The sequence below is a fragment of the Motilimonas sp. E26 genome, from assembly GCF_021278025.1.
Classification (GTDB): domain Bacteria; phylum Pseudomonadota; class Gammaproteobacteria; order Enterobacterales; family CBDFNC01; genus Motilimonas.
In genome coordinates, this window is record NZ_JAIBHJ010000010.1 from 102,637 (window position 1) to 126,710 (window position 24,074).

Consider the following 24,074-nt stretch of genomic DNA (forward strand, 5'->3'; position numbering starts at 1 on the left):
TTTGGAGTCATTGGACTAGTTAAATTAACGCATAAATTGACAATATAATAATATTTTATTCTATTTCTCGTATTCGAGGTTCCCTATGACTGCTTTTCGATTAAATTGGTTAGAGCAAGTATTTGCTAATGTAAAGCTGATGCCAAAAATGGTGTTGCTAATGGTGTTTAGCACCTTGCTTTTAACGGGCAAGTTGTTTTTCGACGCCAGCCAGCTTCGCTCTGAGGTGCTACAGCAAAGCCAAAGTGAGCTGCAACAAAAACTTGCAGTAGCTGATGGCGTGCTAAAGGGGGCATTTGAAGCCCAAGCCCAATTAGGTGGAGAAGAGAAGGCCAAGCAATACGCCTTGGATACCTTAAATAAAATGCGTTGGGGCAATAATGGCCATTATTGGGTGATATCTGCTCAAGGCAGCTCTGCCGGGGTGGCATTACTCTATCCTGACCAAGTGAGTATGGTCGGGAAAAAACTTGCCAGTGTATTCGATGCCGCTAGTCCGGGAAATGTGCAAACTCAGTTAAGTTTGTCATCCGGTGAAAGTGAAGGGGGGTTTAGCGCGATTAAGCAAGGTAACGAGCTTGAAGTCTATACTCGTGGGTTTAAGCCTTGGGGGTGGAGCATTGCCGCTGCTGTTAACCATGAGCAAGTTGATAGCATTTACTATGGCGCGATCAAGCGTGGTTTATTACAAACTTTAATTATGGTGGTGGTATTTGTCTTCATTTTGGTTTGGGCTGCCAACACCATGTCGAAACAGGTAACGCATTTGGTTTCTGGCATTAATAGAATGTCGAATAAAGATTTACGTGAAAATATCACCCTGAATAGTAAAGATGAGTTTGGCGAAATTGCGGCCGCGGTGCGCTTAACTGCCAGTAATTGGAAAGCTCTTCTGTCCGAACAGCAATTGACCTCCGATCAACTAAACGATGTATCAGAGCAATTGTCCATCTGTATGGAAGCGGTACAAGACTCGATAGAAGAAGAGTTTGGTCAAATTGATGAGTTAGCTTCAGCCATGAGTCAAATGGCCGCGACAGTAAAAGAAGTGGCAAATAATGCTAGCATTGCTTCATCAGCAACCACAGATGCCAACAAGGTAGCCCTTGATGGTAATCGTTATGTTGAAGCCACTATCGGCATTATTAGTTCGTTATCAAGTAATATTGATGCCTCTTCAACTGCGGTAAATGAAGTAGAAGGTAAAGTGGGGAGTATTGGCACTGTGGTCGACACCATTCGTGGCATTTCCGAACAAACAAACCTGTTGGCTTTAAATGCGGCTATTGAAGCGGCGCGAGCCGGTGAGCAAGGGCGTGGTTTTGCGGTGGTAGCCGACGAAGTACGTAACTTGGCGCAGCGCACCCAAGATGCGACGGTAGAAATTCAGCGTATGATCGAGCAATTACAAACCAGTGCTGGTCAGGCGGTTGGCTTAATGAAAACCAGTGTTGATGAGGCACAGCGCAGTGTTGAGCAAGTTAGCCAAGCGGGGGAGAAAATTGACTTCATTGCTGAACAGGTTCATAGCATTGCCGATCTAAATAGCCAAATTGCCACGGCTTCTGAACAGCAGTCTGGTGTTGCTATTGAAATGAATGAAAATCTAAGCCAAGTGAAAGAATTAGTTGAAGGTTCGGTTACTGTATTAAAAGAGCTTAATGAAGTGGCAGACATTATTGCTGCTCATGCACAAACAATGGATGCGACGATTAAGACGTTTAAAGTATAAGCTCAATCACGTTGTGATTTTTGTTATTAAAGCTCTTTCGGGAGCTTTTTATTTGTCATGAAAAACATGGAGCTGAGCGCTACTTACGAACAAAAATTGACATCATTCAGCTGCCGCGATAATGTGCGCGCTCTATTGGATGTTGTGTGAACAGCACAGCGCCGATGAGTCTTTATTTTTAAGTCTTCATCGGTTTGGGAAGATGGTGCCTGAGTTGATTATGACTCACAATGCCAACACTGCCCCCGCAACGGTAGTTCAGTTAACAAAGTGTCTAAGGCCACTGTTTTGTTTTTGCTCAATGCTAAAACTAGATGGGAAGGCGATATTTTGAGGTGACATACAAGTCACTGCTGATAAGTCCGGATACCAAACCAATAGATTAACTAGGTGTTGCGGAGGGCTTCACCGGACGGTATCCAAATGGTAATGATAGTGAGCTTAAATAGGCTTACTGCGTTTGTTTTATCGTTTCCTCCACAACTCCGCCTGCAAACAATGTTCAGACGGAGAATCAAAATGTTTACCAGTAAAAGCTTTAAGGCTAAACAGAAAGGACGTTGGCTAAGCCTGTCTTTATTAACTCTGGCTACGAGTTATTCCATTTCGGCTCACGCCCATTTTCAAATGCTTTACACCCCAGATCTGCTGCGTGATAAAGGTGGTGATATCACCTTTAAAATGCCGTTTACACACCCTGCTGAAAGTGGTCATGTGATGGCCGTTGATGCGCCCCAGTCTTTTTATGTGGTTAAAAAAGGTAAGAAAACCGACCTAACCAAGCAAGTTAAGCCGATCCAATGGAGCAGTGCTGTTGATACGGGTCTAGCCTATGAAGCCAGCGCGACTTTACGCGGTCTTGGTGATTATGTATTCGTATTAACGCCATCGCCGTATTTTGAAAAAGAAGAAAATCTTTATATTCAGCAGATCAGTAAAACCATAGTCAATGTAGGCAGTTTACCTACTGATTGGTCGAACGAACTGGGTTTACCTGCAGAAATTGTGCCCCTTACTAAGCCTTATGCCATCTATGAAGGCGGTACGTTCACCGGTGTGGTGAAAGCCAATGGCCAGCCGGTGCCATTTGCCGAAATCGAAGTCGAGTTCCTAAACTATCAACCCGATATGGGCGCGAATAAATTTGCCGAGCAAGCGACATTTACGCCACCAGCCGATGCTTTTACCACTATTAGTCTATTTGCTGACGCCAACGGCACTTTTACCTTTGGTATTCCAAAAGCAGGGCAATGGGGCTTCGCAGCTTTGGGGGTGGGCCCAGAAAAAACCTATCAAGGTAAAGCGCTCTCGCAAGATGCTGTGATCTGGGTGCAAGCGCACGCGATAAAATAGGTTCGTTAGGGCTAAGAAAGCCAGCGTTCTTAATTTTAGAATGATGCATGAGTGATAGAAAATGGATTGTTTCGTAGCAAAATATCTTGTTCATGGATGAAAAAGCTAAGCATACAAGGATGTACTTGCTGCGGTTTTGCGAAGAAATAGCCCCTTTTCTATGTCTAGATGCAGGCAAAGGAAAAATATGCACATAGTTGATGGCGCGCTCTCAATACCCGTTTTAGCTCTGGGGGGCGTGTTAACCGCCATTGGCGTAGGCATTGGGTTAAAACGTATGGACTACGATAACTTGCCACAAGTGGGCATGTTGTCGGCGGTATTTTTTATCGCTTCTTACATCCATTTGCCCTTAGGGTTTACCAGTGTTCACCTGATCATGAATGGCTTAATTGGCATTGTTTTAGGCTGGGCGGCGTTTCCAGCTTTGTTTGTCGCGCTTATTTTACAAGCGGTATTTTTTGGCTTTGGTGGCGTGCTAGTGCTGGGGGTTAACACTTTCAATATAGCGATCCCCGGTCTCATTATGTATGCCATTTGCTACTGGGGGATACGCTCTGGTAGCAGTAAGCGAGCGGCTATTTGGGGCGCGATAGGTGGCGCAGGCGCCGTGGCTATTACCAGTTTGCTGGTGGCGGGCGCTTTGGCTCTTTCTGGCGATGCCTTTATTTTAGTAGCAAAGGCCACCTTACCGGCTCATGTTCCTGTGATGTTAATTGAAGGTTTTGTTTCTGGTGCTGCGGTGTATTTATTACATCAAGTTAAACCTGAATTATTAGGTGTTAAAGCGCAACCAAGGTTGCAGGAGGTAAGATGAAGCTATTCATTGCAATCTTATTGGCTGGTTTTATTACGTCAGTACACGCTCATAAAGTGGTGGGTGGCGTTTATGCTATTGGTAGCTTAATCGAAGGCGAAGCGGGTTTTTCTAATGGTGATATGGCTCATGAAGGCACGGTGGTTACTATCACTGATGCGCAAAGCCATCCCCTTGGCAGCACTATAATTGACGATCAAGGTATATTTCAGTTTCAGGCTACGCAGCAGCAAGACCACCATTTTCATATTGAGCTAGGCGCTGGACATGTTTTAAATTTAACGCTGCCCGCCAATGAATTACCTGATGGTCTAGGGCTAACTCAGATAGCGCCACAAACTTCGGCATTGAGTGACACCAGAGCAGAAAAACGTCCCAGTTTTGAACAAAACCCTCACGTTATTGCCAATCTGGTTGAACGTGCAGTCGCCAAGCAAGTTACTCCGCTGCGCAAAGAAATCGCCGCCCTGCAAGCGCAGCGTGGTCTCACCGATATATTAGGCGGTTTAGGCTACATCTTAGGTTTAGTTGGGCTGGGCATGTATTTTCGTTATCGCCAGTCGGCCAAATTATGAGCCAATTATTGGATCACAGCGCCACCTCATGGCGCGGGCAAAGTTTATCGCACCAAGACTCGGTAGTGGACTTACTCGATCCTAGCTTACGGGTGTTAGCGGCCTTCGGGTTTGCTTTTGTGTTGGTATTGAGCCAAGTGTTTTTGCCGTTGATTACCGGCCTAGGTGTGGCTTTATTGGTCGCGATGTTAGCTAGACTCGATTTACGACGTACCTTTAAGCGCATGCTGGCGATGGATCTCTTTATGATCTGTTTGATCTTCTTATTGCCTTTTACCACTCCGGGTACGCCAATTTGGCAAGGTTTTGGCCTTAGCGCCAGTTGGCAAGGACTAGAGCATGGGCTGATGATAGCGCTCAAAGCCAATGGCGTGATGCTAATGTTGCTAGCCTTGGTCGGGACCCTAAGCCCGGTGGTGTTGGCGCAAAGTCTTGCCAAATTAAAAGTGCCGGAAAAGCTAGTGCATTTAATGTTATTTACCTTGCGTTATCTCGATGTGATCAATCAAGAATACGCGCGAATGCGCCTTGCGATGCGGGCGCGGGCGTTTGTTATGGGTTGTAATTGCCACACTTGGCGCACCATAGGTTACTTAATCGGCATGTTATTAATTCATTCATTGGAGCGCTCCGAGCGTATTTTTAATGCCATGAAATGCCGAGGCTATCAAGGCAAGTTATACCTGCATCATGAGATGCAATGGCAACGCAGGGATCGCCTGTTTGTTGGTTTAGCTCTGTTCAGTCTCACCATCTTGATTGGGATGAATTTTATATGGAAATAAATAACGTACCATTACTGGCTTTGGATAAGGTGAGCTTTGCTTACCCAAGGCGTCCAGCGGTGTTAGACCAGGTTAATTTTTCGCTCTATCAAGGCGAACGGGTGGCGTTGATGGGTGATAATGGGGCAGGTAAAACCACGCTATTACATTTATTAGTGGGTTTGAAAAAGCCACTAGTAGGCCAGGTTATTGCATTTGGCACGGCGCGCGATAGCGAAAAATCCTTTGTTGATGTACGTGCTCAAGCAGGGTTTTTATTTCAAGATCCTGACGATCAATTATTTTGCCCCACGGTATTAGAAGATGTGATGTTTGGTCCGTTAAATCTGGGGTTTAGCCGCATTGAAGCTAAGCTGCGCGCCGAGCAAGTGCTGCATCAATTAGGCTTAGAACATTTTGCCTGTCGTATTACTCACCAGCTTTCTGGCGGCGAAAAACGCATGATTAGTCTAGCCAGTGTATTGGCTATGACGCCCAAGGTGTTGTTACTCGATGAGCCAACTAACGCCTTAGATACAGCGGCGCGTCAGCGCTTAATCGACACCTTAAAAGGCTTGCCGCAGGCGATGCTGATTGTGTCTCATGACCACGACTTTTTAGCGCAAATCAGCACCCGCAGTGTGGTGTTAACTAGCGGTAAATTAAGTGATAGTGATTACAAAAGCGCTACAGAGTTAACGGAAAAGACGGAAAAGGTGGCTTAAATGACGCAACTTACCTTGTCTCAATTTCCTTTTTGCGCCGTACAAGGTCAATCCGAATTTAAGTTGGCGTTGATTTTAGCTGCTATTAATCCTGCCATCGGTGGTGTGTTAGTGGCGGGGCCAAGGGGCTGTGCCAAATCCACTCTTGCCCGGGCACTGGTGGGGGTGTTGCCTGCACCGCAGCAACAGGTTATTCCTTTTGTTAATTTACCCCTCGGTGCCAGTGAGGAAATGCTGATTGGTAGTTTAGATCTGCAGCAGGTAATGAATAAACGTGAAGTAGTGCTAAAACCGGGGCTTCTACATAAAGCCAACGGCGGTATTCTATATTGTGATGAAGTGAATTTATTGCCCGACAGCTTAGTCGACCAATTATTGGATGTGGCGGCCAGTGGCGTGAACCACATTGAACGCGATGGTATTAGCCAAAGTCACGCAGCGCGCTTTACTTTAATTGGCACCATGAATCCGGAAGAAGGGGAATTACGCCCTCAGCTGCAAGACCGCTTTGGTTTAATGGTGAGTCTTGATAATCAATTTACCCTTGAGCAGCGCATTGCCATTGTCGCTGCGCGCGAAGCCTTTGAAGCTGATCCCGACAGCTTTATTGTTCAATACCAAAGCCAACAACAGACTCTTAAGCAGCAAATTCAATCGGCCCAGCAAATCTTAGTCGATGTGCGCTGCGACCAAAAAGCACGTATTTGTATCGCTCAGCGTTGTATGGATGCGCAAGTAGATGGTATGCGCGCTGACATTGTGATGCACCGAGCTGCTGGTGCTCATGCTGCCTGGCAAGGGCGAGTTACGGTAAATGAAACTGATATCGCGGTGGTGGCTCCGCTTGTACTCGCTCATCGCCGTCATGACAATAATGATGCTAACGGCTCAGAGAATAGTTCAACAAATGGCTCGTCTAACGGGGAAGGCGAGGTACCGGCTGAGCAAAATTCAGCGCCGCAATCCACATTTAAGCGTCCTGATTCAACTAAAGAGAGCAGCTCGGCAAGTAAAGATCCGCTTTCATCGCCGCAAGGTAAAGCGCCCCCTGGGGAAAGCAAGGCTCGCGCAGGTGATTGGGGGCAAATGAGTGAAGCGCAAGTGGCATTGCCGCCATTAGCCCATAATGTGATTAGCGCATCGCAATTAAAACAGATAACGACCAAGGTTAATGCGCAATCTGCTCGCGCCTCAGTTAAGCAAGCTCGACTACAGCACAGCGCGAAACACAGTTATGGCGTCATGGGGCATAGAGATGGCCGCAATAAGCAAAACGGTTCAGCAGGCGCCATCAACTGGTTTGCGACGCTGGGCCAGCATTTCAAGTTCAGCGCCAAGACGTGGCCACCGCAGCGGTTATTTCGCAGACCACAGTCACAAGGCGCGTCGCAGTTGCACTTGCTTCTACTCGATAGTTCGGCCTCGACTATCAGCGCCAAAGTGAGCGCATTAGCCAAAGCTGCTTGTGTTGATATTGCTCATGCTGCTTATTGCTCGCGGGCGCAGTTGGCCTTATTTAGTTTTGGCAATCAGCAAATAAAGCAATGGCTTAAAGCGGGCAGAGCGCCTAAATCTGTGCTTGGTACCCTCAATCAAATTCAGCTGGCGGGGGGCACTCCGCTGCGTGAAGCCCTCGCTCATGCTCAGCAATATATCGTTCGCCAAGCTCGTACTCAGCCTTTGTTGCAAGTGATTTGTTACGTCATTAGTGATGGTCGCAGTCGCGCTCAGCTTGATGATATTCGCCTTGGCGCCACAACCTATTGGCTTGATACCGAAAAGGGCGCAAACCCAGGGCAAATAAAGCGCGGTCGCGGCCCCGTCTTGGCTCAGCAATTGGGGGCGCATTATTTAGCGCTGCAGGCATAATCGATGACGATGAATATGAATCCGATAAACGAACGCTCAATTTCTGTGCCAGCACTATTTTTAGCTGCGCCGGCATCAGGTCAAGGAAAAACCACGATCACCGCCGCATTGGCGCGTTATTTTACTAATCAAGGTAAGGTGGTGCGGGTATTTAAAACTGGCCCAGATTATTTAGATCCACAAATTTTAGCCCAAGCCAGTGGTCAACCCGTGGTGCAACTCGATTTATGGATGGCGGGCGAGGCGTGGTGTCAGCAACAATTATTTGCCGCCGCGCAAGTGGCTGATTTGATCTTAGTTGAAGGCGCGATGGGCATGTTTGATGGTGATCCTTCCAGCGCCGATCTAGCGGCGCGGTTTAATATTCCGATTGCCATGGTGATGGATGTGAAAGGCATGGCGCAAACTGCTGCGGCGATTGCTACTGGATTAGCGCGTTATCGCGATGACTACCAAACCTTAGGATTAATTGCCAATAACTGCAGCACCGCGCGCCACGCCGAGCTGATCCAACAAGCCCTGCCTGATGACGTGCCACTGTTGGCTTGTTTAGCTAATGAGCCGACAGTGGCCTTACCTGAGCGTCATTTGGGTTTAGTGCAAGCGCAAGAGGTGTATGAGCAACTTGAGCCCATTTTTGAATTAGGTTGTCAGTGGCTGGTGGATGGCGCTGCGCGAGCCAAGCAAAGTGGCGCTGTCGCTGACTTATTTAGCCTTGCCCATCAGGTAGCGTTTTATCCCGTTGCTGACGCTGAGCTTGCCGTGATTGAGCAAGTACCAAAAACACTAGACCAAGTGCGGATTGGCATTGCGCGCGACGCTGCGTTTAGCTTTATCTACGATGCTAATCTTGCTTTGCTTGAGCAAATGGGCGCGCAGCTCGCTTTTTTCTCGCCGCTTAACGATACCTGCTTACCACCCGAAGTGGACGCCTTGTGGTTACCTGGCGGCTATCCTGAACTGCATACCCAGGCGCTTTCAAGTAACCAATTAATGCACCAAGCCATTAAAGGTTTTTATCACGCCAATAAGCCGATTTTGGCTGAGTGTGGCGGTTTTTTATATTGCTTAGAATCATTGACTGACCTAGATGAGCAAATTTGGCCTATGTTAGGCCTACTTGCTGGCCAAGGTTTAATGCGTGGTAAGCGCGGCTGCCAAGGAATGCAAACCGCTTCGCTGCCTGAAGGGGATATTCGCGGTCACGCCCATCATAGATCTCGCTCGCAAGGTACGGATACGCCGCTGGCTTATTGTCAGCGTCAGCGCCACAGTGCCGATGGTGAGGCGATTTATCGCAGTAAAAAACTCACCGCCAGTTATTTGCACTTGTTTTTTCCTGCTAATCCAACCGCTGTTGCCGCCCTTTTTCTTGGGGCTTTTAACGAGCCGATTAAACTGGGGTTAGGGTAACTTTATGTGGCCAGAAAGCGCAGAGCAGCCAGCCCCCCTTCGCAACGGTTTAACCACTGGTACTTGTGCTACCGCTTGTTGTGTGGCGGCGGCGCGTGCGCTACTTACAGGCAAAAAAGAAGCTGCGGTTGATATTAATTTACCGCGAGGTCAAGTGGTGAGCTTGCAGATAGAGAGCTACCAAGCACTTGATCAGGGGATGCGCACCGCCACCATCAAAGATGCGGGTGACGATCCTGACGTCACTCACGGCGCGTTGATTTTTGTTGAACTGTATCTAACGCCCCGCGCAGGCGTGCAATTTTATGCGGCAGCAGGCGTGGGCACGGTTACCCGAGATGGTTTGGCCTTAACCATTGGTGAGCCCGCCATTAATCCGGTACCACGTAAAATGATGGTCGAACACTTGCTTCATTTTGCACAAACCTATCAATACCAAGGCGGCTTTGCTGTGCATGTCGGGGTGGAGAAAGGCGAAGAGTTGGCGCAAAAAACCATGAACCCGCGCCTTGGTATAGTCGGTGGCCTGTCCATTTTAGGTACCACTGGCATAGTTCGGCCTTATTCATGTGCAGCTTACATAGCTTCAATTCATCAAGGTGTTGATGTTGCTTCAACCAATGGTTACCGCCACATTGCCGCCAGCACTGGCAGTGGCAGTGAAGCGGCGATTGCCGAGTATTACCAGTTACCGGAAATAGCCCTTATTGAAATGGGCGATTTTGCTGGCGCGCTATTGAAGTATTTGCGTAAAGGTAAGATCCATAAACTCAGTGTGTCGGGCGGCTTTGGTAAGATCACTAAATTGGCTAACGGCCACTTGGATTTAAACAGTCGCGTATCCAGCATCGATTTTCCGCATATGGCAAGTGTTGCCGCTTCCCTTGGCGCTGATGAAACATTACAGCAAGCTATTTTAGGTGCCAATACGAGTATCGAGGTACTGAAATTATGTCAGCAACAAGGCATCGATTTAGCTCATGCTATGTGTGTACTGGCGCAGCAATTTGCCCAATCTGTGGTCACCGATCCCGTTGAGATTGAGGTGTGGGCGGTGAACAGGCGCGGTCAGTTTATTGCTTGTTCGAAGGGCTTAACGGTGATGTTAGGCAATCCTAATTGGATTCATAACCTCAGCTCTGATAATGGGATACAGCAATGAAAAATGATGTGTTTCGCACTCAAAAACTTAGCTTAAATAAGGGCGTTAAATGAAGGTACTTATTTTAGGCGGCACCGCTGATGGCCGAAAAATGGCTGCAGCCTTAACCGAGCTTGGCGTACCAGTGATTTATAGTGTTGCGGGGTTAGTGCGTCGGCCCGCATTAGACTGTGAAATTCTCGTTGGTGGTTTTAGTGCCTTGGGCGGTTTGAGTGCTTTTTGCCAAGCCCGCAATGTACAACTTATTCTAGATATCACCCATCCCTTTGCCGCTCAAATGAGTAATACCGCGGTGCAAGCGGCCAATGGACTGGACATTCCTTGCTGGCGTTTTCATCGCCTTGATTGGCCTAAACATCAAGATGATGATTGGCATGAATTTCGTGATTGGGCCGCTTTACTTATTCAGGCTCAGTGTTATCAGCGTGTATTTGTCAGTGCTGGGCGCATTAGCCAAGAGGATCTTAATAGCTTGAGCCGAGCGTGTCAGTTGGTTGTGCTGCGCACCGCAGTTAAACCAGACCTCGAATTAGCAGATAACGTGGTGTGGATCCATGCTATTGGCCCTTTCACATTAAGTAATGAGCGTGATTTATTCCAACAATATCAAATCGATTGCCTAATCAGTAAAAATAGCGGCGGCGCGGCGACTTATGCCAAGTTAGTTGCTGCGCGCGAAGCGAAAATGCCAGTGTTAATGCACCAGCGGCCAGTATTGGCCAAAGCAAACCAACAATTTACCGAGCCAGCAGCATGTATCTACGCTGTGCAGGCTTGGTTGAGTGAACATTTATCAACGCCATCATCAAAGCAGGAAGCCAGTGATGCCTAATACTATTAGTCATTTATTAAATGAACCTAACAATGAGGTTGGATTTGATTACATTCAGGATCCCGTCGCCATTGAGCAGAAAAGCTTTCAGTTGATCCGAGAATTAACGGATCTCTCTGCCTTTGATGCGACCGAGCAACAAGTTGTGATGCGCATTGTTCATAGTTTAGGACTCGTGCATTTAGCCCCGCAAGTGCGTTTTAGCGCCAAGGCATGTGTTGCGGGTATGGCTGCACTAGCAAGCAATAATGCCATTTTATGCGATGTGGAAATGGTGAAACAGGGCATCACCAAACGCATGATTTCTGAGCCGCCACTGTGTTTTTTAAATCATCCCGAAGTGGCTGAACTGGCTAAGTTGCGCGGCGAAACTCGCACCATGGCGGCATTGGAATTATGGCGGCCTCACCTTACTGGCAGTGTGGTGGTGATAGGTAATGCGCCCACGGCGCTGTTTCGGCTGTTAGAAATGTTGCAACAAGGCGCTCCGAAACCCGCATTAATTATTGGCATGCCAGTTGGCTTTGTCGGCGCGGCAGAATCAAAACAAGCCTTATGGCATTTACACCAAGATCTAGGTATTGAATGTATTACCTTGCTGGGTCGTGAAGGTGGTAGCGCGGTATCCAGCGCCAGTTGTAATGCCCTGTTGCGTTGTAATCATGGCGAGCGTTACTGATGCTTGTGCCTATTAATATCATAGGTTTGGGTGCGAGCGAGCAAGCTTGCTTAACCCCACAAGCGCAGCAAGCGTTGCAGCAAGCTACTTGGGTGATGGGCTCGGCGAGGCAAATCGCGACGGTGCAGTCTTTACTTAGCTTAGATTCTCAGTGCCTTGAGTTGCCCAAGTTCAACCAGCTAAGGGCAGCACTAGATCAGCTATTTAGCCAAGCGCGTAAGGATGACCAGTTGGTGGTGTTGGCCTCGGGCGATGCTTTGTTTTATGGCATCGGTAGCTGGTTTTCACGCCAATACCCGCCTGAGCAACTGACGTATTTTGCCGGCGTGTCTAGCATTCAATTGGCTTGTCATCGCCTTGGTTTAACCGAGCAAGATGTTGATGTGCTGAGTTTACATGGGCGGCCATTGGCAAAACTGCGCAGTACTATTCGCGCTAAGCAGCAGCTTATGATCTTAACCGATGGCCAAAGTCAGCCGCTGCATTTAGCGCAGCAATGTCAGGCGTTGGGTTTTACCCAAGCGCAAATCACGGTATTAGAAGATCTCGGTTATGCGCAAGAGCGCATTCGCCAATTCAGCCTTGAGCAATTACTTGATGAAACAGTAAAAACTGAATTCTCATCGTTACACATAAGTTTTATTGCTACTGGCGCGCAGAGACTAGCCACTTATTTACCCAGTTTTCCCGGTATTAAAGACGAGGCATTTATTACCGATAAGGGCGCAGGCAAGGGCTTGTTAACCAAGCGCGAAGTGCGTTTGGCTATTTTGTCTTTATTACAACCTAGCAATCAGGATGTGATTTGGGATATCGGCGCAGGTTGTGGCTCGGTAGCTATTGAACTGAGCTACTGGACGCCAAAGGCCAAGGTGATCGCCATTGAACACCACCCCGCGCGCTTTGACTGCTTGCAACAAAACCGCGAGCGCTTTGGCGTGGTGACTAATCTTGACACTGTGTTTGGCCGAGCTCCACAGGTGTTTACACAAACCGAATTAGCGGCGCCAAACAAGGTGTTTATTGGTGGTAGTGATGGCGAATTGGCCACGTTACTTGAGCAAGTCTGGGCGAATTTACCCGAGCAAGGCCAATTAGTGGTGAGCGCGGTGATGGAGCGCACTCGTTGTCAATGTGTTGAATTTTTCCAACTACGTGATGACGTGCAAGATTGCTCAGCTGAAACGGTGCAAATTGCAGTGAATAAAGGCGAACGCTTAGTGGGGCAGCTGGTGTATCGCCCGAACCTAGCGGTGAGCTTGTTTAGTTTTATTAAAGTTGCTAACCCTGCGCCAGTGCTAACAAAGGATGTCAATTTATGAGTGTTTTTTACGGCGTTGGCGTTGGCCCCGGCGATCCAGAGCTGCTCACCTTAAAAGCGCTGCGCTGCATTGAATGCGCCGATGTGGTGTGTTTTTTGGTTAATGATAAGGGTGAGTCACAAGCGAAATACATTGCTCGTGAGGCGTTTTTACAGCCCAGAGCGCAGCAACAATTACTGCCTATCCCTATGCCGTTTTTAACCGACCGCACCTTAGCGAATCAAGCTTACGATCTTGGCGCAGCGGCAATTTGTGCGCAGTTAGCGCAGGGGAAATCGGTGGCTTTTTTGTGTGAGGGGGACCCGCTATTTTTTGGCTCATTTACTTATTTACTCGACCGGATTAAAGACCGCTTTAGCTGCCAAGTTATTCCGGGTATTTCATCCATCAATGCTGCTGCGGCCACTTTAGTGCATCCGTTAACCATGCTGAGCGAGTCATTCGCTGTGCTCAGTGGTCGTCATGCTCAGGCGAAGTTGCAAGCCGCGTTACTTGAGCATGACAGTGTGGTGATCATGAAGGCGGGGCAAGCCAGAGTGAAAATTTTGGCGGCCCTTGAGGCTACGGGACGAATCGAGCAGGCGCAGTATTTAGAGTATGTTGGCCGCGATAATCAGTGGCTTGAGCCCAATGTTGCTTTGCTACCACGTGAAGTTGGGCCGTATTTTTCTTTGTTTATCGTCACGTCAAATCAGCGTCAGCATCGTGGCCAGAGTGCAGGTTCGGTAGAGGTGATAAATGATTAAAATTATCACCCTTACCGAAGCGGGACATCAATTAGCCAAGGAGCTGGCTGGTGTGTTAGCGGCTAAACAAGCTTGTGACATTTATTACAAGCCCAAGCCGTTTGCGCACACAGTGCAACAAGCGTTTGTGCAAGGCCATAGTCTGATTTTTATCTGCGCTACTGGCATCGTAGTGCGTACCTTAGCGCCGGTGTTACAAGATAAGTTAAACGATCCGCCAGTGTTGGTACTGGATGAGTTAGGGCAGTTTGTTATCCCACTTTTGTCTGGCCACGAAGGTGGTGCTAATCAGTTTGCCAGTGAGGTGGTGGCGCTATTAAATCAATTGTGCCAAGCAGGTAAACAAGCTGCTCAGCTAGTACAAACGACGGCAAAGCCGTACCTCGCGCCAATTTATACCGTTGGCATGGGCTGCGAGCGGCATTGCCCCGAAGCGGAGCTAGAAAGCCTGTTACTCGCCTGTTTAGATAAAGCAGGCTTATCGTTAGCGCAAGTTAGTGCCATTACTAGCATAGATATTAAGCATGATGAAGCTGGACTGATAAGTCTAGCTAAAAAGCTAGGCAAGCCATTTATAACGTTTTCGGCTGCTGCTCTGCGTCAAGTTGAACACCTGCTTGATTCGAAATCTGAGTATATTTTTAACACTGTTGGCGTTTATGGTGTCGCGGAATCGGCAGCATTAATGCAGGCGCAGCTGCAAGCGAATGATCAAGCCGAGCTGGTATTAATCAAACATAAAACCAGCAAAGCCACCTGCGCCATTGCGCGGGCTTATCCCCTTCAAGTATCACAAGAGAATTCAACCTTATGAGCAAGCTAGCAAATCCAATCGATAAACCAAAAGGCAAGTTGTTCGTGGTTGGCACCGGCCCAGGCGACAGTGAATTAGTGGCGCCACGGGCGTTAGCTGCGATTCAAGCCAGCAGTGACTTGGTCGCTTATGGTTTGTACTTGGATTTACTAGGCGCAGTGTGCCAAGGCAAAATTCACCACGATCTGCCCTTGGGAGAAGAAATTGGCCGCGCCCGCTTAGCCCTTGATTTAGCTGCTAGCGGAAAAGCAACCGCGTTGATTTCCAGCGGTGACATTGGCATTTATGCGATGGCGACCTTAGTGTTTGAGTTGCTGGATTTACAGTTATCAGGCCAAGAAAACTCACCGCAATGGTTGGATGTGGAGATTGAAGTGATCCCCGGTATTTCAGCGATGCAAGCGGGGGCAAGCCGCGTCGGCGCTATGCTAGGCCATGATTTTTGTACCATCAGTTTGTCGGATTTATTGACGCCTTGGCAGACCATCGAAAAGCGCATTCATAGCGCAGGTTCGGGGGATTTTGTGGTGTCGTTTTACAATCCGGTATCGAAAAAGCGCGATTGGCAGTTAAACACCGCGCGCGACATTTTATTGCAATATCGCCCCGCCTCGACACCTGTGTTAATTGGTCGCCAGCTAACACGCCCCGATGAGCATATTCGTATTATCACGTTGGATCAGCTCGATGCCAAAGACGTGGATATGTTCACTTTAGTCAGTGTTGGCAACAGTGAATCGCGCCACATAGTGAACGGTGAGAAAGAGTGGGTATATACCCCTAGAGGCTATAAGAAAAAGCTGTAATAGGCATAGATAGCGAAGTAATTAATGGCTAGAAGAGAGATTGTTTCGTAGCAAAATGTCTTTTTCATGGATGAAAAAAGCCAAGCTTACAGGGATGTACTCGTAGCGTTTTTGCGAAGAAATAATCTTTCTTCTTGGTGTGTCGTGGCGTTATCGCTGACGCATAAAAATAGGGACAGAAGATGACAGTTTATTTTATTGGCGCAGGGCCGGGCGATCCTGAATTAATGACCATTAAGGGCGCGCGTATTTTAAAACAGTGCCCCGTGGTGTTGTATGCGGGCTCTTTGATCCCGCGTCAAGTGTTAGCCGAGATAGAAGATAGCGCTGAGCTGATAGTAGATACCGCCAAAATCAATCTTGATGAAATGGAGCAGTACTTTATCAATGCCCATCAAGCGGGCAAGGATGTGGCGCGTTTGCAGTGCGGCGATCCCGCTTTATATGGTGCGATTGGCGAACAAATTCGTCGTCTTGAACAACATGGTATTGATTACCAAGTGATCCCTGGCGTCAGTGCCACAGCGGCCTCGGCGGCCTATCTTGGTAAAGAGTTAACGCTATCGGGTATTTCACAAACCCTGATCATGACGCGTTATGAGGGGAAAACGCCGTTTCCTGAGCGTGAGCGACTGCCACAGTTAGCGCAAAGTGGTGCGACCTTAGCTATTCACTTAGGTATCACGCAAATTCGTAAGATCGTTGCTGAACTGCTCCCCCATTATGGTGAGGACTGCCCCGTTGCTGTGTGTTATCGCACCTCTTGGCCTGATCAAGATAAGGTGATCGGCACTCTAAAGGACATTGCTGAACAGGTGGAAGCCAAAGGTTTTAAGTTAACGGCGCTGATTTTAGTGGGCCATGTGCTTAACGCCGACGATTTTGCCGACTCATATTTATACAAACAAGATAAGCCCAATATCTTTCGCCGCCGCAAAGGGGTGATTGAAGATATGGATCAACTGACACAAACCCTGCTATCGGGCAAATAAAGATTAAGGAAAATACTATGCAATTAAATAAGATTCCCGCCACTATCGTGACCGGCTTTTTAGGCAGTGGTAAAACCAGTTTACTGTCTCATGTATTAAAAAATGCAGCAGGTAAGCGCATTGCCGTGATCGTCAACGAGTTTGGTGAGCTAGACATAGATTCAGAATTACTGCGCTCTTGCCCCCTTGATTGTGAAGACGAAGCTGGTGCAGTGTTGCAAGGTGAAAACGGTATTTACGAGCTGGCCAATGGCTGTATTTGCTGTACGGTTGAAGAAGAGTTCTTACCTGTGATGCAGCAGCTGGTTGCGCGCCGAGCTGACATTGACCATATCTTAATTGAAACTTCAGGCTTGGCGTTGCCAAAACCTTTGGTACAAGCCTTTAACTGGCCTGGTATAAAAGAATTTTGCACTGTGGATGCGGTGATCTCGATGATCGATGGTCCAGCGGTTGCTGCGGGTCGCTTTGCTGATGATGAAGCTAAAGTACAAGCTCAGCGCCTTGCCGACGATAGTTTAGATCACGACCCAAGCTTGCAAGAGCTGTTGGATGACCAGTTAAGTGCTGCTGATTTGGTGGTGGTGAGTAAAACCGATTTATTGAGTGACGCGCAAATTGAGTTGGTGAAACAAGTGGTGCAAGCCCAAGTACCTGCGGCAGTGAAAACCTTGTATAGCAACCAAGCGGGTTTACCGTTGGATTTAGTGATGGGGGTTGGTGCAGCCACCGAAACTCATATTGATAAAGTACATAACCATCACGACCAGCATCATGCCCATGGCCACCATCATGATCACGCCCACGACCACTTTGATTCATTTGTGGTGAGCCTAGGAGAAGTGGATGGTGAGCGATTACAAAGTATTTTAACCGACCTACTTGGCAAGCATGCTATCTATCGTGCCAAAGGCTTTGCAGCTTTGCCAAACAAACCGATGCGTCAAGTATTACAAGCCGTTGGTGAGCGCTTAGATGTGCATTTTGATCGCTTATGGCAGGCCGATGAAGCGCGCCTCACTCAACTGGTTTTTATCGGTAAAGGCATTAATAAGGCAGATATAGAAGCTGAGTTGACGCTGGCTTTAGCACCGGATGCAGTGTCAGCGTAGGTCTGAAATTTAAGTAAGCAATATTGTATGTGTTTTGCTCGCAAGCCGCAGCGCATATGTCCTTATCCGCTTTGCGTTTTCATCTTTGAAAACGAAGTGTTGCGATAAAACATACTTTATATGATGACGAAAAACTGCAACAAAATTGAGGTTAGAGATTATTCATGCATTTACTAGCGGCTAAGCCGGGCGGATTTGTTGACGAAGAAGGCATTGTCGATTTAGGGCAAGACACGGCAGATATCGTGATTCTATCGGCAGCCGATAGCCAGCTGGCAGCGCTCAGTGAGGGCTTAGCATTGTTTACGTCTCGACCTGATAGAGCCAACCTACCCAGTGTGCGTTTGGCTAATTGGATTCAATTGGTCAAACCTGCCGCTTATGATTTGTATGAAGATAAAGTACTAGAGCAGGCCAAGGTGGTGGTGGTTTCGCTGCTGGGTGGAAAAAACTATTGGCCTTATGGCGTTGAACGGTTAGTGGCTTGGTCAAAGGCTAAACCTAACCGTCGTTTATTGTTGGTGCCGGGCGATGATTCTCCCGACCCTCAATTGGCTGCAGACAGTAATGTCGAGGCGATAGCATTGCAAATGTGCTGGCGCTTTCTACGTGAAAGTGGCGCAGTGAATAGTCAGTCCTTATTGGCGTATTTGGCGGTAAATTTTTTTGGTTTAGCGCTTTCATGGTTGCCCCCTCAGGTGTTGCCGAGCTGCTTTATTTACTGGCCGCACCAGCCGCTGGCTGAACTTAACTTTACGCAATGGCAGCAGTTGTCAGGTCAGTTTCGTTCAGTAGTGGCGTTAGTGTTTTATCGTAGTCATTTACAAGCGGCTAATAGTGAGATGTTCGATCAGCTGATTGAGGTGTTGCAACAATCGGGCTGCAAAGTGCTGCCACTGGTGGTGACTTCATTAAAAGACGCAGCAAGTTTAAAGCAAGTAAATACCTGGTTAAGTCAAGCCAAGGTACAGCTGATGCTCAACACTACAGGTTTTGCTAATAACACGGTTACATCACCATCACTAACGGTGAGCCCAAATGAATTTGAGCCAGTGTTTGATGTAAAGGTGCCAATATTGCAGTTGGTATTAGCCAGCACCACAGCAGAAGATTGGCGCGCTTCCAGTTTAGGGTTACGTAGTCGCGATCTGGCGATGCAAGTCGTGTTGCCAGAAATGGACGGTAAAATATTGAGCCGAGCGGTGAGTTTTAAAAGTGAAAGTCACTATGATCCACGCGGTCAAATATCGGTGATCCGTTATCTATTACACCATGAGCGTGCCAAATTTGTGGCGCAGCTGGCTAAGGCGTATTGCCAGTTAACACAAAAGCCAAACCATGAAAAACGCATTGCTCTGATCCTTGCTAATTACCCGACCAAAGATGGCCGTATTGGTAATGGTGTTGGCTTAGATACGCCGGCCTCTACAGTTAATGTTATGCGCGCATTGAAACAAGCGGGCTACCCATTGGGTGATTTGCCTGAGCAGGGTAACGCTTTGATTGAAACCTTGCTCGGAGCTGTAACCAATAACCCTAATACCTTACATTCACTAGGTTGTTGGCAAAGTATTTCGGTTGTCGATTATCAGCGTCACTTTTCGCGTTTGCCCTTGGTGTCACAGCAGGCGGTGTTAAATCGTTGGGGCGCGCCCGAGCAGGACATTAAGTATCGTCAAGGGCGGTTAATGATCTCGGGTTATCGCTGCGGTGAAACCTTTATCGGCATTCAACCGGCGCGCGGTTTTAACATTGATTTAGCCGCTAATTATCACGATCCCGATCTTGTGCCGCCTCATAACTATTTAGCCTTTTATTTTTGGTTACGCCATGAATATCAAATAGATGCCATTATCCACGTGGGCAAGCACGGTAACTTAGAATGGTTGCCGGGCAAGGGCTCTGCATTAGCTGATACTTGTTGGCCAGACTGTATTTTAGGGCCGTTGCCGCATTTTTATCCCTTTATTGTTAACGATCCCGGTGAGGGCTCGCAGGCGAAGCGTCGCACGCAAGGGGTGATCATTGACCATTTAATGCCCCCTCTTACCCGTGCTGAAACCTATGGAGAACTAGCTGAACTCGAAGGACTGGTAGATGAATATTATCAAGCGATGGGCATGGATGTTCGCCGTGAAACTTGGTTGCGCCAAGCCATTATTGAACAGTTAAAAACTACCCATATTTTAGACGAATTAGCGCAAGTGGCGGGCGCTGGTGATTTAACGGATCTCGATTATCAAGATCAAGTGTTTGCTGAGTTAGATACCTATTTATGTGACATTAAAGAAGCGCAAATTCGCCACGGCTTACATATTTTGGGCGAGTTACCCGAGTCTGAAAAAGTCGCTAATACCTTGGTTGCGTTGCTGCGTTTGCCTACAGGCAGTGGCCATCAAAGCCGAGGTATTTTGCATAACTTAGTATTGGATTTTGAGCTGCGCCAGGGGGGCGCGTTGTTTGATCCACTTTCGGCAGATTGCACACCTTGGAGTGACATCAAGCCTGCGCCGTTGCAGCAAGTGTCTAAACAAGTATGGCGAAGCTGCGCCGATACGCGTGAGCGCTTAGAGCTGCTAGCCCTGGCATGGGTAAAACGTTATGTGTTGGGCTCGGCTGAGCTGAATGAGCTAAATGATTATCCCGCAACACAAGCCTTACTCACTTACGCTAAAACCGTAGTAAAAGCCGCACTAGAGAAAAGCGTCGAACAAGAAATTAACGCGTTACTACAAGGCTTACACGGCGAATTTATTGCGCCTGGGCCAAGTGGGGCGCCCAGTCGAGGGCGGTTAGATACGTTGCCGACCGGACGTAATTTTTTCTCTTTGGATAATCGCGCAATTCCATCTAAAGCGGCGTGGGCGATTGGTGAAAAGTCGGCGCAAGCCTTACTCACGCGTCATTTACAAGAGCATGGCGATTATCCGCGTCAGCTTGGTTTGTCGGTTTGGGGCACCGCGACTATGCGCACCGGCGGTGACGATATTGCTCAAGCCTTTGCTTTGATGGGCATCAAACCTATTTGGGCCAATGGCAGTCATCGCGTAGTGGATTTTTTGGTGATCCCTTGTATGCAGCTAGGCCGCCCACGCGTAGATGTCACTTTACGGGTATCAGGCTTTTTTCGTGACGCATTTGCTAACGTGCTTAAGCTTTTTGATGCGGCTGTGTTGGCAATTGCGGCCATTGAAGAGCCTGGCAATGGCAACCTTATCCAGCAAAACATAGCCACTCGAGCTCAGCAATTAGTGGCGCAAGGCATGAGTGAGTCAGAGGCGCAGCGGCAAGCCAGTTATCGGGTATTTGGCTCTAAACCTGGCGCTTATGGCGCTGGCTTACAAGGCTTAATTGATGAGCGTTGCTGGGAACAAGCCAGCGATTTAGCTGACGCATATTTGAATTGGGGCGGCTATGCCTATGGTCAAGATGGTGAAGGTAAATTAGCGCAAGGAGCGTTTCGCCATCAATTGAGCCAGTTAGAAGTAGTGGTACATAACCAAGATAATCGCGAGCACGATTTATTGGACTCAGACGATTATTACCAATTTCAAGGCGGGATGAGTAATGCAGTGAGCTGCTTTTCAGGGCAAGCGCCGACTATATATCATAGTGATCACGCTAACCCAGAGCAGCCGGTGATCCGCACCTTAAAAGAGGAGCTTAATCGAGTGATCCGCTCACGGGTGCTTAATCCCAAGTGGATTCAAGGTATGCAGCAGCACGGTTATAAAGGTGCATTTGAGATGAGTGCCAGTATTGATTACCTGTTTGCCTATGACGCCACCACGGGATTGATTGCAGATTATCAATACCAGCAAGTAACAGATACCTTGTTGTTTGAGCCACAAAATCGTGCGTTTTTACAGCAAAATAATCCCCACGCCTTGAGCGAAATGGCCGAGCGTTTGTTAGAGGCTATTCAGCGCGGTTTATGGCAAGACGCGGACGAATACCGCGAGCGGTTACAAGGTTTATTACTCGAATGCGACGAAGCTCAAGAGCTGGTTCGTTAGATTTATATTATTAAAAAATAAGGAAGTAAGAGCATGTCAGAGCAAAAACACTCACATCATCATTGCCATGAACATAGTCATTCACATCAGCGCGTGTCCCCTAAAGGTGAACAAAAAGCGGGGATCATGGTATGTGGTCACGGCAGTCGTGATAAAGATGCCGAAGTGGAGTTCTCGCGGGTGGCGGCTGGGTTAAAAAAGCGTTTTCCTAATTTGCCCGTGGAGTACGGGTTTCTAGAATACTCGGCACCCAATATTCACATGGGGCTAAACAGTTTAGTGGCGCAAGGGGTGAATCATATTTATGCGGTGCCGGGTATGTTGTTTGCGGCTACCCATGCTAAGAATGATATCCCATCTGTACTGACTACGTTTCAAGAAAAACAAGCTGGTTTGGAAGTCAGCTATGGCAGTGAACTGGGTTTACAAGATGCCATGATTGAGGCTTTTCAGGCGCGGATTTATGAATCCTTAGGATTAGACCCCAATGATCCGCCTGAAAACCTCTACGATACCTTGTTGGTGGTGGTAGGGCGTGGCACTTCAGATACCAAAGCTAATGCCGAAGCGGCGAAATTAACCCGTATTGTTAATGAAAATATGGGCTTTGGCTGGGCCGATACGGTTTATTCTGGCGTCACTTATCCTTCAGTTGGGGTGGGTTTAGAAAAGTTATTAAAGCTGGGCTACAAGCGTGTTGTGGTGGCACCGTATTTCTTATTTACGGGCCGGTTAATCAAACGTATTTTTGGTTATGTAGATAAAGTAGCGACAGAAAACCCAAGTGTTGAGTTTATTAAAACACCTTATTTAAATGACCACGATAAGGTGATTGACGCCTTTGAGGTGCGTGTGCGCGAAATCATGGAGCAAGGCACAGCAGCAGAAGGTTTGATGGCTTCTTTTAAACGCCGCCTTGCTGCGGGTGAAGTGGATGTGCATCATCATCACGCTGAATACCAAGACCCTAATGCCACGGATCATGCTCACGAGCATAACCATTCGCATGAGCACCCACATGATCATTCGCACTCACATGAGCACAGTCACTCTGATGATCATTCACACGGCCATAGCCACGGCGTCTACAAACACATCGCCCACCCATTAGGGCCAAGAACCATGATCGGCGAGGGCATCTGCTGCTGTTTTATGAGTCAATTCCCACAAAGCGTACTCGATGAGGAAAAAGAGCGCATCGATAACGGCTGTAAAGAAACCGCGCTAGCGCATCGTTGATTAAGTTACCTTAGGTGTGGGGGGATGAGCGTTAGTCATACCGCGAAAACAGCAAGTACAGAGCGCTGATACTTGCTGTTTTATGAACATAACTCCCCCACAAAGCGTACTCGATGAGGAAAAAGAGCGCATTGATAACGGCTGCAAAGAAACCGCGCTAGCGCATCGTTGATTAAGTTACCTTAGGTGTGGGGGGATGAGCGTTAGTCATACCGCGAAAACAGCAAGTACAGAGCGCTGATACTTGCTGTTTTATGAACATAACTCCCCACAAAGCGTACTCGATGAGGAAAAAGAGCGCATTGATAACGGCTGCAAAGAAACAGCGCTAGCGCATCGTTGATTAAGTTACTTGGTAGGAGCTGAGCTTGCTCAGCGAATATCACAAATTCCCTGAACAAGCTCAGGCCCCAAAAAAAACATGAATCAATAAGTTCAACATACAAGAAGCACTAGTCATACCGCGAAAAACAGTAAGTACAGGGCGCTGATACTTGCTGTTTTATGAACATAACTCCCCCACAAAGCGTACTCGATGAGGAAAAAAGAGCGCATTGATAACGGCTGCAAAGAAACCGCGCTAGCGCATCGTTGATTAAGTTACTTGGTAGGAGCTGAGCTTGCTCAGCGAATATCACAAATTCCCTGAACAAGCTCAGGCCCCAAAAAAAACATGAATCAATAAGTTCAACATACAAGAAGCGCTAGTCATACCGCGAAAACAGCAAGTACAGAGCGCTGATACTTGCTGTTTTATGAACATAACTCCCCCACAAAGCGTACTCGATGAGGAAAAAGAGCGCATTGATAACGGCTGCAAAGAAACCGCGCTAGCGCATCGTTGATTAAGTTACTTGGTAGGAGCTGAGCTTGCTCAGCGAATATCACAAATTCCCTGAGCAAGCTCAGGTCCCACAAAAAACATGAATCAATAAGTTCAACATACAAGAAGCACTAGTCATACCGCGAAAAACAGTAAGTACAGGGCGCTGATACTTGCTGTTTTATGAACATAACTCCCCCACAAAGCGTACTCGATGAGGAAAAAAGAGCGCATTGATAACGGCTGCAAAGAAACCGCGCTAGCGCATCGTTGATTAAGTTAC

19 protein-coding genes and 1 riboswitch are annotated in these 24,074 nt (G+C 47.7%); all 19 genes read left to right on the plus strand.

Going from position 1 to position 24,074, the window contains the following annotated elements:
• The first annotated feature begins 85 nt into the window (after positions 1 to 85).
• The 19 genes from K1M91_RS10755 (at position 86) to K1M91_RS10845 (ending at position 22,968) form a co-directional block, all read left to right on the plus strand.
• Positions 86 to 1,732, plus strand: a complete 1,647-nt coding sequence (locus K1M91_RS10755) for a methyl-accepting chemotaxis protein (protein WP_232801758.1) — start codon at positions 86 to 88, stop codon at positions 1,730 to 1,732.
• Positions 1,733 to 1,882: 150 nt separating this feature from the next.
• Positions 1,883 to 2,125: riboswitch (cobalamin riboswitch) on the plus strand.
• A gap of 126 nt (positions 2,126 to 2,251) precedes the next feature.
• On the plus strand, positions 2,252 to 3,085 hold the full coding sequence (locus K1M91_RS10760) for a DUF4198 domain-containing protein (protein ID WP_232801759.1): 834 nt from the start codon (positions 2,252 to 2,254) through the stop codon (positions 3,083 to 3,085).
• Between the two features lie 187 nt (positions 3,086 to 3,272).
• Positions 3,273 to 3,902, plus strand: coding sequence for a cobalt transporter CbiM (gene cbiM, locus K1M91_RS10765; RefSeq protein ID WP_232801760.1), 630 nt, complete (start codon positions 3,273 to 3,275; stop codon positions 3,900 to 3,902).
• Positions 3,899 to 4,477 (plus strand): hypothetical protein, encoded by a 579-nt coding sequence (locus tag K1M91_RS10770; RefSeq protein ID WP_232801761.1) that lies wholly within the window; start codon positions 3,899 to 3,901, stop codon positions 4,475 to 4,477. Before cbiM ends, K1M91_RS10770 begins: the two co-directional genes overlap by 4 nt.
• Complete coding sequence (gene cbiQ / locus K1M91_RS10775; protein WP_232801762.1) at positions 4,474 to 5,262, plus strand: cobalt ECF transporter T component CbiQ; 789 nt, start codon at positions 4,474 to 4,476, stop codon at positions 5,260 to 5,262. Before K1M91_RS10770 ends, cbiQ begins: the two co-directional genes overlap by 4 nt.
• Entirely contained in the window at positions 5,253 to 5,966 is a 714-nt protein-coding gene (locus K1M91_RS10780) for an ABC transporter ATP-binding protein (protein WP_232801763.1), read from the plus strand. The genes cbiQ and K1M91_RS10780 overlap by 10 nt, the downstream gene beginning before the upstream one ends.
• Entirely contained in the window at positions 5,967 to 7,835 is a 1,869-nt protein-coding gene (locus K1M91_RS10785; protein WP_232801764.1) for an AAA family ATPase, read from the plus strand.
• Between the two features lie 3 nt (positions 7,836 to 7,838).
• Positions 7,839 to 9,248, plus strand: coding sequence for a cobyrinate a,c-diamide synthase (locus tag K1M91_RS10790; protein WP_232801765.1), 1,410 nt, complete (start codon positions 7,839 to 7,841; stop codon positions 9,246 to 9,248).
• Positions 9,249 to 9,252: 4 nt separating this feature from the next.
• Positions 9,253 to 10,410 carry a cobalt-precorrin-5B (C(1))-methyltransferase gene (locus K1M91_RS10795; protein ID WP_232801766.1) on the plus strand — a complete coding sequence of 386 codons (1,158 nt, stop codon included), beginning with the start codon at positions 9,253 to 9,255 and terminating at the stop codon, positions 10,408 to 10,410.
• A gap of 49 nt (positions 10,411 to 10,459) precedes the next feature.
• Positions 10,460 to 11,242 (plus strand): precorrin-6A/cobalt-precorrin-6A reductase, encoded by a 783-nt coding sequence (locus K1M91_RS10800; RefSeq protein WP_232801767.1) that lies wholly within the window; start codon positions 10,460 to 10,462, stop codon positions 11,240 to 11,242.
• Positions 11,235 to 11,921, plus strand: a complete 687-nt coding sequence (locus K1M91_RS10805) for a precorrin-8X methylmutase (RefSeq protein WP_232801768.1) — start codon at positions 11,235 to 11,237, stop codon at positions 11,919 to 11,921. Before K1M91_RS10800 ends, K1M91_RS10805 begins: the two co-directional genes overlap by 8 nt.
• Complete coding sequence (gene cbiE, locus K1M91_RS10810; RefSeq protein ID WP_232801769.1) at positions 11,921 to 13,243, plus strand: precorrin-6y C5,15-methyltransferase (decarboxylating) subunit CbiE; 1,323 nt, start codon at positions 11,921 to 11,923, stop codon at positions 13,241 to 13,243. The genes K1M91_RS10805 and cbiE overlap by 1 nt, the downstream gene beginning before the upstream one ends.
• Positions 13,240 to 13,989 carry a precorrin-2 C(20)-methyltransferase gene (gene cobI / locus K1M91_RS10815; protein ID WP_232801770.1) on the plus strand — a complete coding sequence of 250 codons (750 nt, stop codon included), beginning with the start codon at positions 13,240 to 13,242 and terminating at the stop codon, positions 13,987 to 13,989. Before cbiE ends, cobI begins: the two co-directional genes overlap by 4 nt.
• Entirely contained in the window at positions 13,982 to 14,803 is an 822-nt protein-coding gene (locus K1M91_RS10820; RefSeq protein ID WP_232801771.1) for a cobalamin biosynthesis protein, read from the plus strand. Before cobI ends, K1M91_RS10820 begins: the two co-directional genes overlap by 8 nt.
• Positions 14,800 to 15,609, plus strand: coding sequence for a precorrin-3B C(17)-methyltransferase (cobJ, locus tag K1M91_RS10825; protein ID WP_232801772.1), 810 nt, complete (start codon positions 14,800 to 14,802; stop codon positions 15,607 to 15,609). The genes K1M91_RS10820 and cobJ overlap by 4 nt, the downstream gene beginning before the upstream one ends.
• 182 nt (positions 15,610 to 15,791) lie before the next feature.
• Positions 15,792 to 16,601, plus strand: a complete 810-nt coding sequence (cobM, locus tag K1M91_RS10830; RefSeq protein ID WP_232801773.1) for a precorrin-4 C(11)-methyltransferase — start codon at positions 15,792 to 15,794, stop codon at positions 16,599 to 16,601.
• Positions 16,602 to 16,618: 17 nt separating this feature from the next.
• Positions 16,619 to 17,713 carry a cobalamin biosynthesis protein CobW gene (gene cobW / locus K1M91_RS10835; protein WP_232801774.1) on the plus strand — a complete coding sequence of 365 codons (1,095 nt, stop codon included), beginning with the start codon at positions 16,619 to 16,621 and terminating at the stop codon, positions 17,711 to 17,713.
• A 164-nt stretch (positions 17,714 to 17,877) separates the two neighbouring features.
• Entirely contained in the window at positions 17,878 to 21,729 is a 3,852-nt protein-coding gene (gene cobN / locus K1M91_RS10840) for a cobaltochelatase subunit CobN (protein WP_232801775.1), read from the plus strand.
• A 33-nt stretch (positions 21,730 to 21,762) separates the two neighbouring features.
• Complete coding sequence (locus K1M91_RS10845) at positions 21,763 to 22,968, plus strand: sirohydrochlorin chelatase (protein WP_232801776.1); 1,206 nt, start codon at positions 21,763 to 21,765, stop codon at positions 22,966 to 22,968.
• Positions 22,969 to 24,074 lie beyond the last annotated feature (1,106 nt).

Excerpts from the sequence above, each read along its gene's own strand:
- K1M91_RS10755 (WP_232801758.1), top strand. The coding sequence starts at position 86 with ATGACTGCTTTTCGATTAAATTGGTTAGAGCAAGTATTTGCTAATGTA.
- K1M91_RS10760 (WP_232801759.1), top strand. The coding sequence starts at position 2,252 with ATGTTTACCAGTAAAAGCTTTAAGGCTAAACAGAAAGGACGTTGGCTA.
- cbiM (WP_232801760.1), top strand. The coding sequence starts at position 3,273 with ATGCACATAGTTGATGGCGCGCTCTCAATACCCGTTTTAGCTCTGGGG.
- K1M91_RS10770 (WP_232801761.1), top strand. The coding sequence starts at position 3,899 with ATGAAGCTATTCATTGCAATCTTATTGGCTGGTTTTATTACGTCAGTA.
- cbiQ (WP_232801762.1), top strand. The coding sequence starts at position 4,474 with ATGAGCCAATTATTGGATCACAGCGCCACCTCATGGCGCGGGCAAAGT.
- K1M91_RS10780 (WP_232801763.1), top strand. The coding sequence starts at position 5,253 with ATGGAAATAAATAACGTACCATTACTGGCTTTGGATAAGGTGAGCTTT.
- K1M91_RS10785 (WP_232801764.1), top strand. The coding sequence starts at position 5,967 with ATGACGCAACTTACCTTGTCTCAATTTCCTTTTTGCGCCGTACAAGGT.
- K1M91_RS10790 (WP_232801765.1), top strand. The coding sequence starts at position 7,839 with ATGACGATGAATATGAATCCGATAAACGAACGCTCAATTTCTGTGCCA.
- K1M91_RS10795 (WP_232801766.1), top strand. The coding sequence starts at position 9,253 with ATGTGGCCAGAAAGCGCAGAGCAGCCAGCCCCCCTTCGCAACGGTTTA.
- K1M91_RS10800 (WP_232801767.1), top strand. The coding sequence starts at position 10,460 with ATGAAGGTACTTATTTTAGGCGGCACCGCTGATGGCCGAAAAATGGCT.
- K1M91_RS10805 (WP_232801768.1), top strand. The coding sequence starts at position 11,235 with ATGCCTAATACTATTAGTCATTTATTAAATGAACCTAACAATGAGGTT.
- cbiE (WP_232801769.1), top strand. The coding sequence starts at position 11,921 with ATGCTTGTGCCTATTAATATCATAGGTTTGGGTGCGAGCGAGCAAGCT.
- cobI (WP_232801770.1), top strand. The coding sequence starts at position 13,240 with ATGAGTGTTTTTTACGGCGTTGGCGTTGGCCCCGGCGATCCAGAGCTG.
- K1M91_RS10820 (WP_232801771.1), top strand. The coding sequence starts at position 13,982 with ATGATTAAAATTATCACCCTTACCGAAGCGGGACATCAATTAGCCAAG.
- cobJ (WP_232801772.1), top strand. The coding sequence starts at position 14,800 with ATGAGCAAGCTAGCAAATCCAATCGATAAACCAAAAGGCAAGTTGTTC.
- cobM (WP_232801773.1), top strand. The coding sequence starts at position 15,792 with ATGACAGTTTATTTTATTGGCGCAGGGCCGGGCGATCCTGAATTAATG.
- cobW (WP_232801774.1), top strand. The coding sequence starts at position 16,619 with ATGCAATTAAATAAGATTCCCGCCACTATCGTGACCGGCTTTTTAGGC.
- cobN (WP_232801775.1), top strand. The coding sequence starts at position 17,878 with ATGCATTTACTAGCGGCTAAGCCGGGCGGATTTGTTGACGAAGAAGGC.
- K1M91_RS10845 (WP_232801776.1), top strand. The coding sequence starts at position 21,763 with ATGTCAGAGCAAAAACACTCACATCATCATTGCCATGAACATAGTCAT.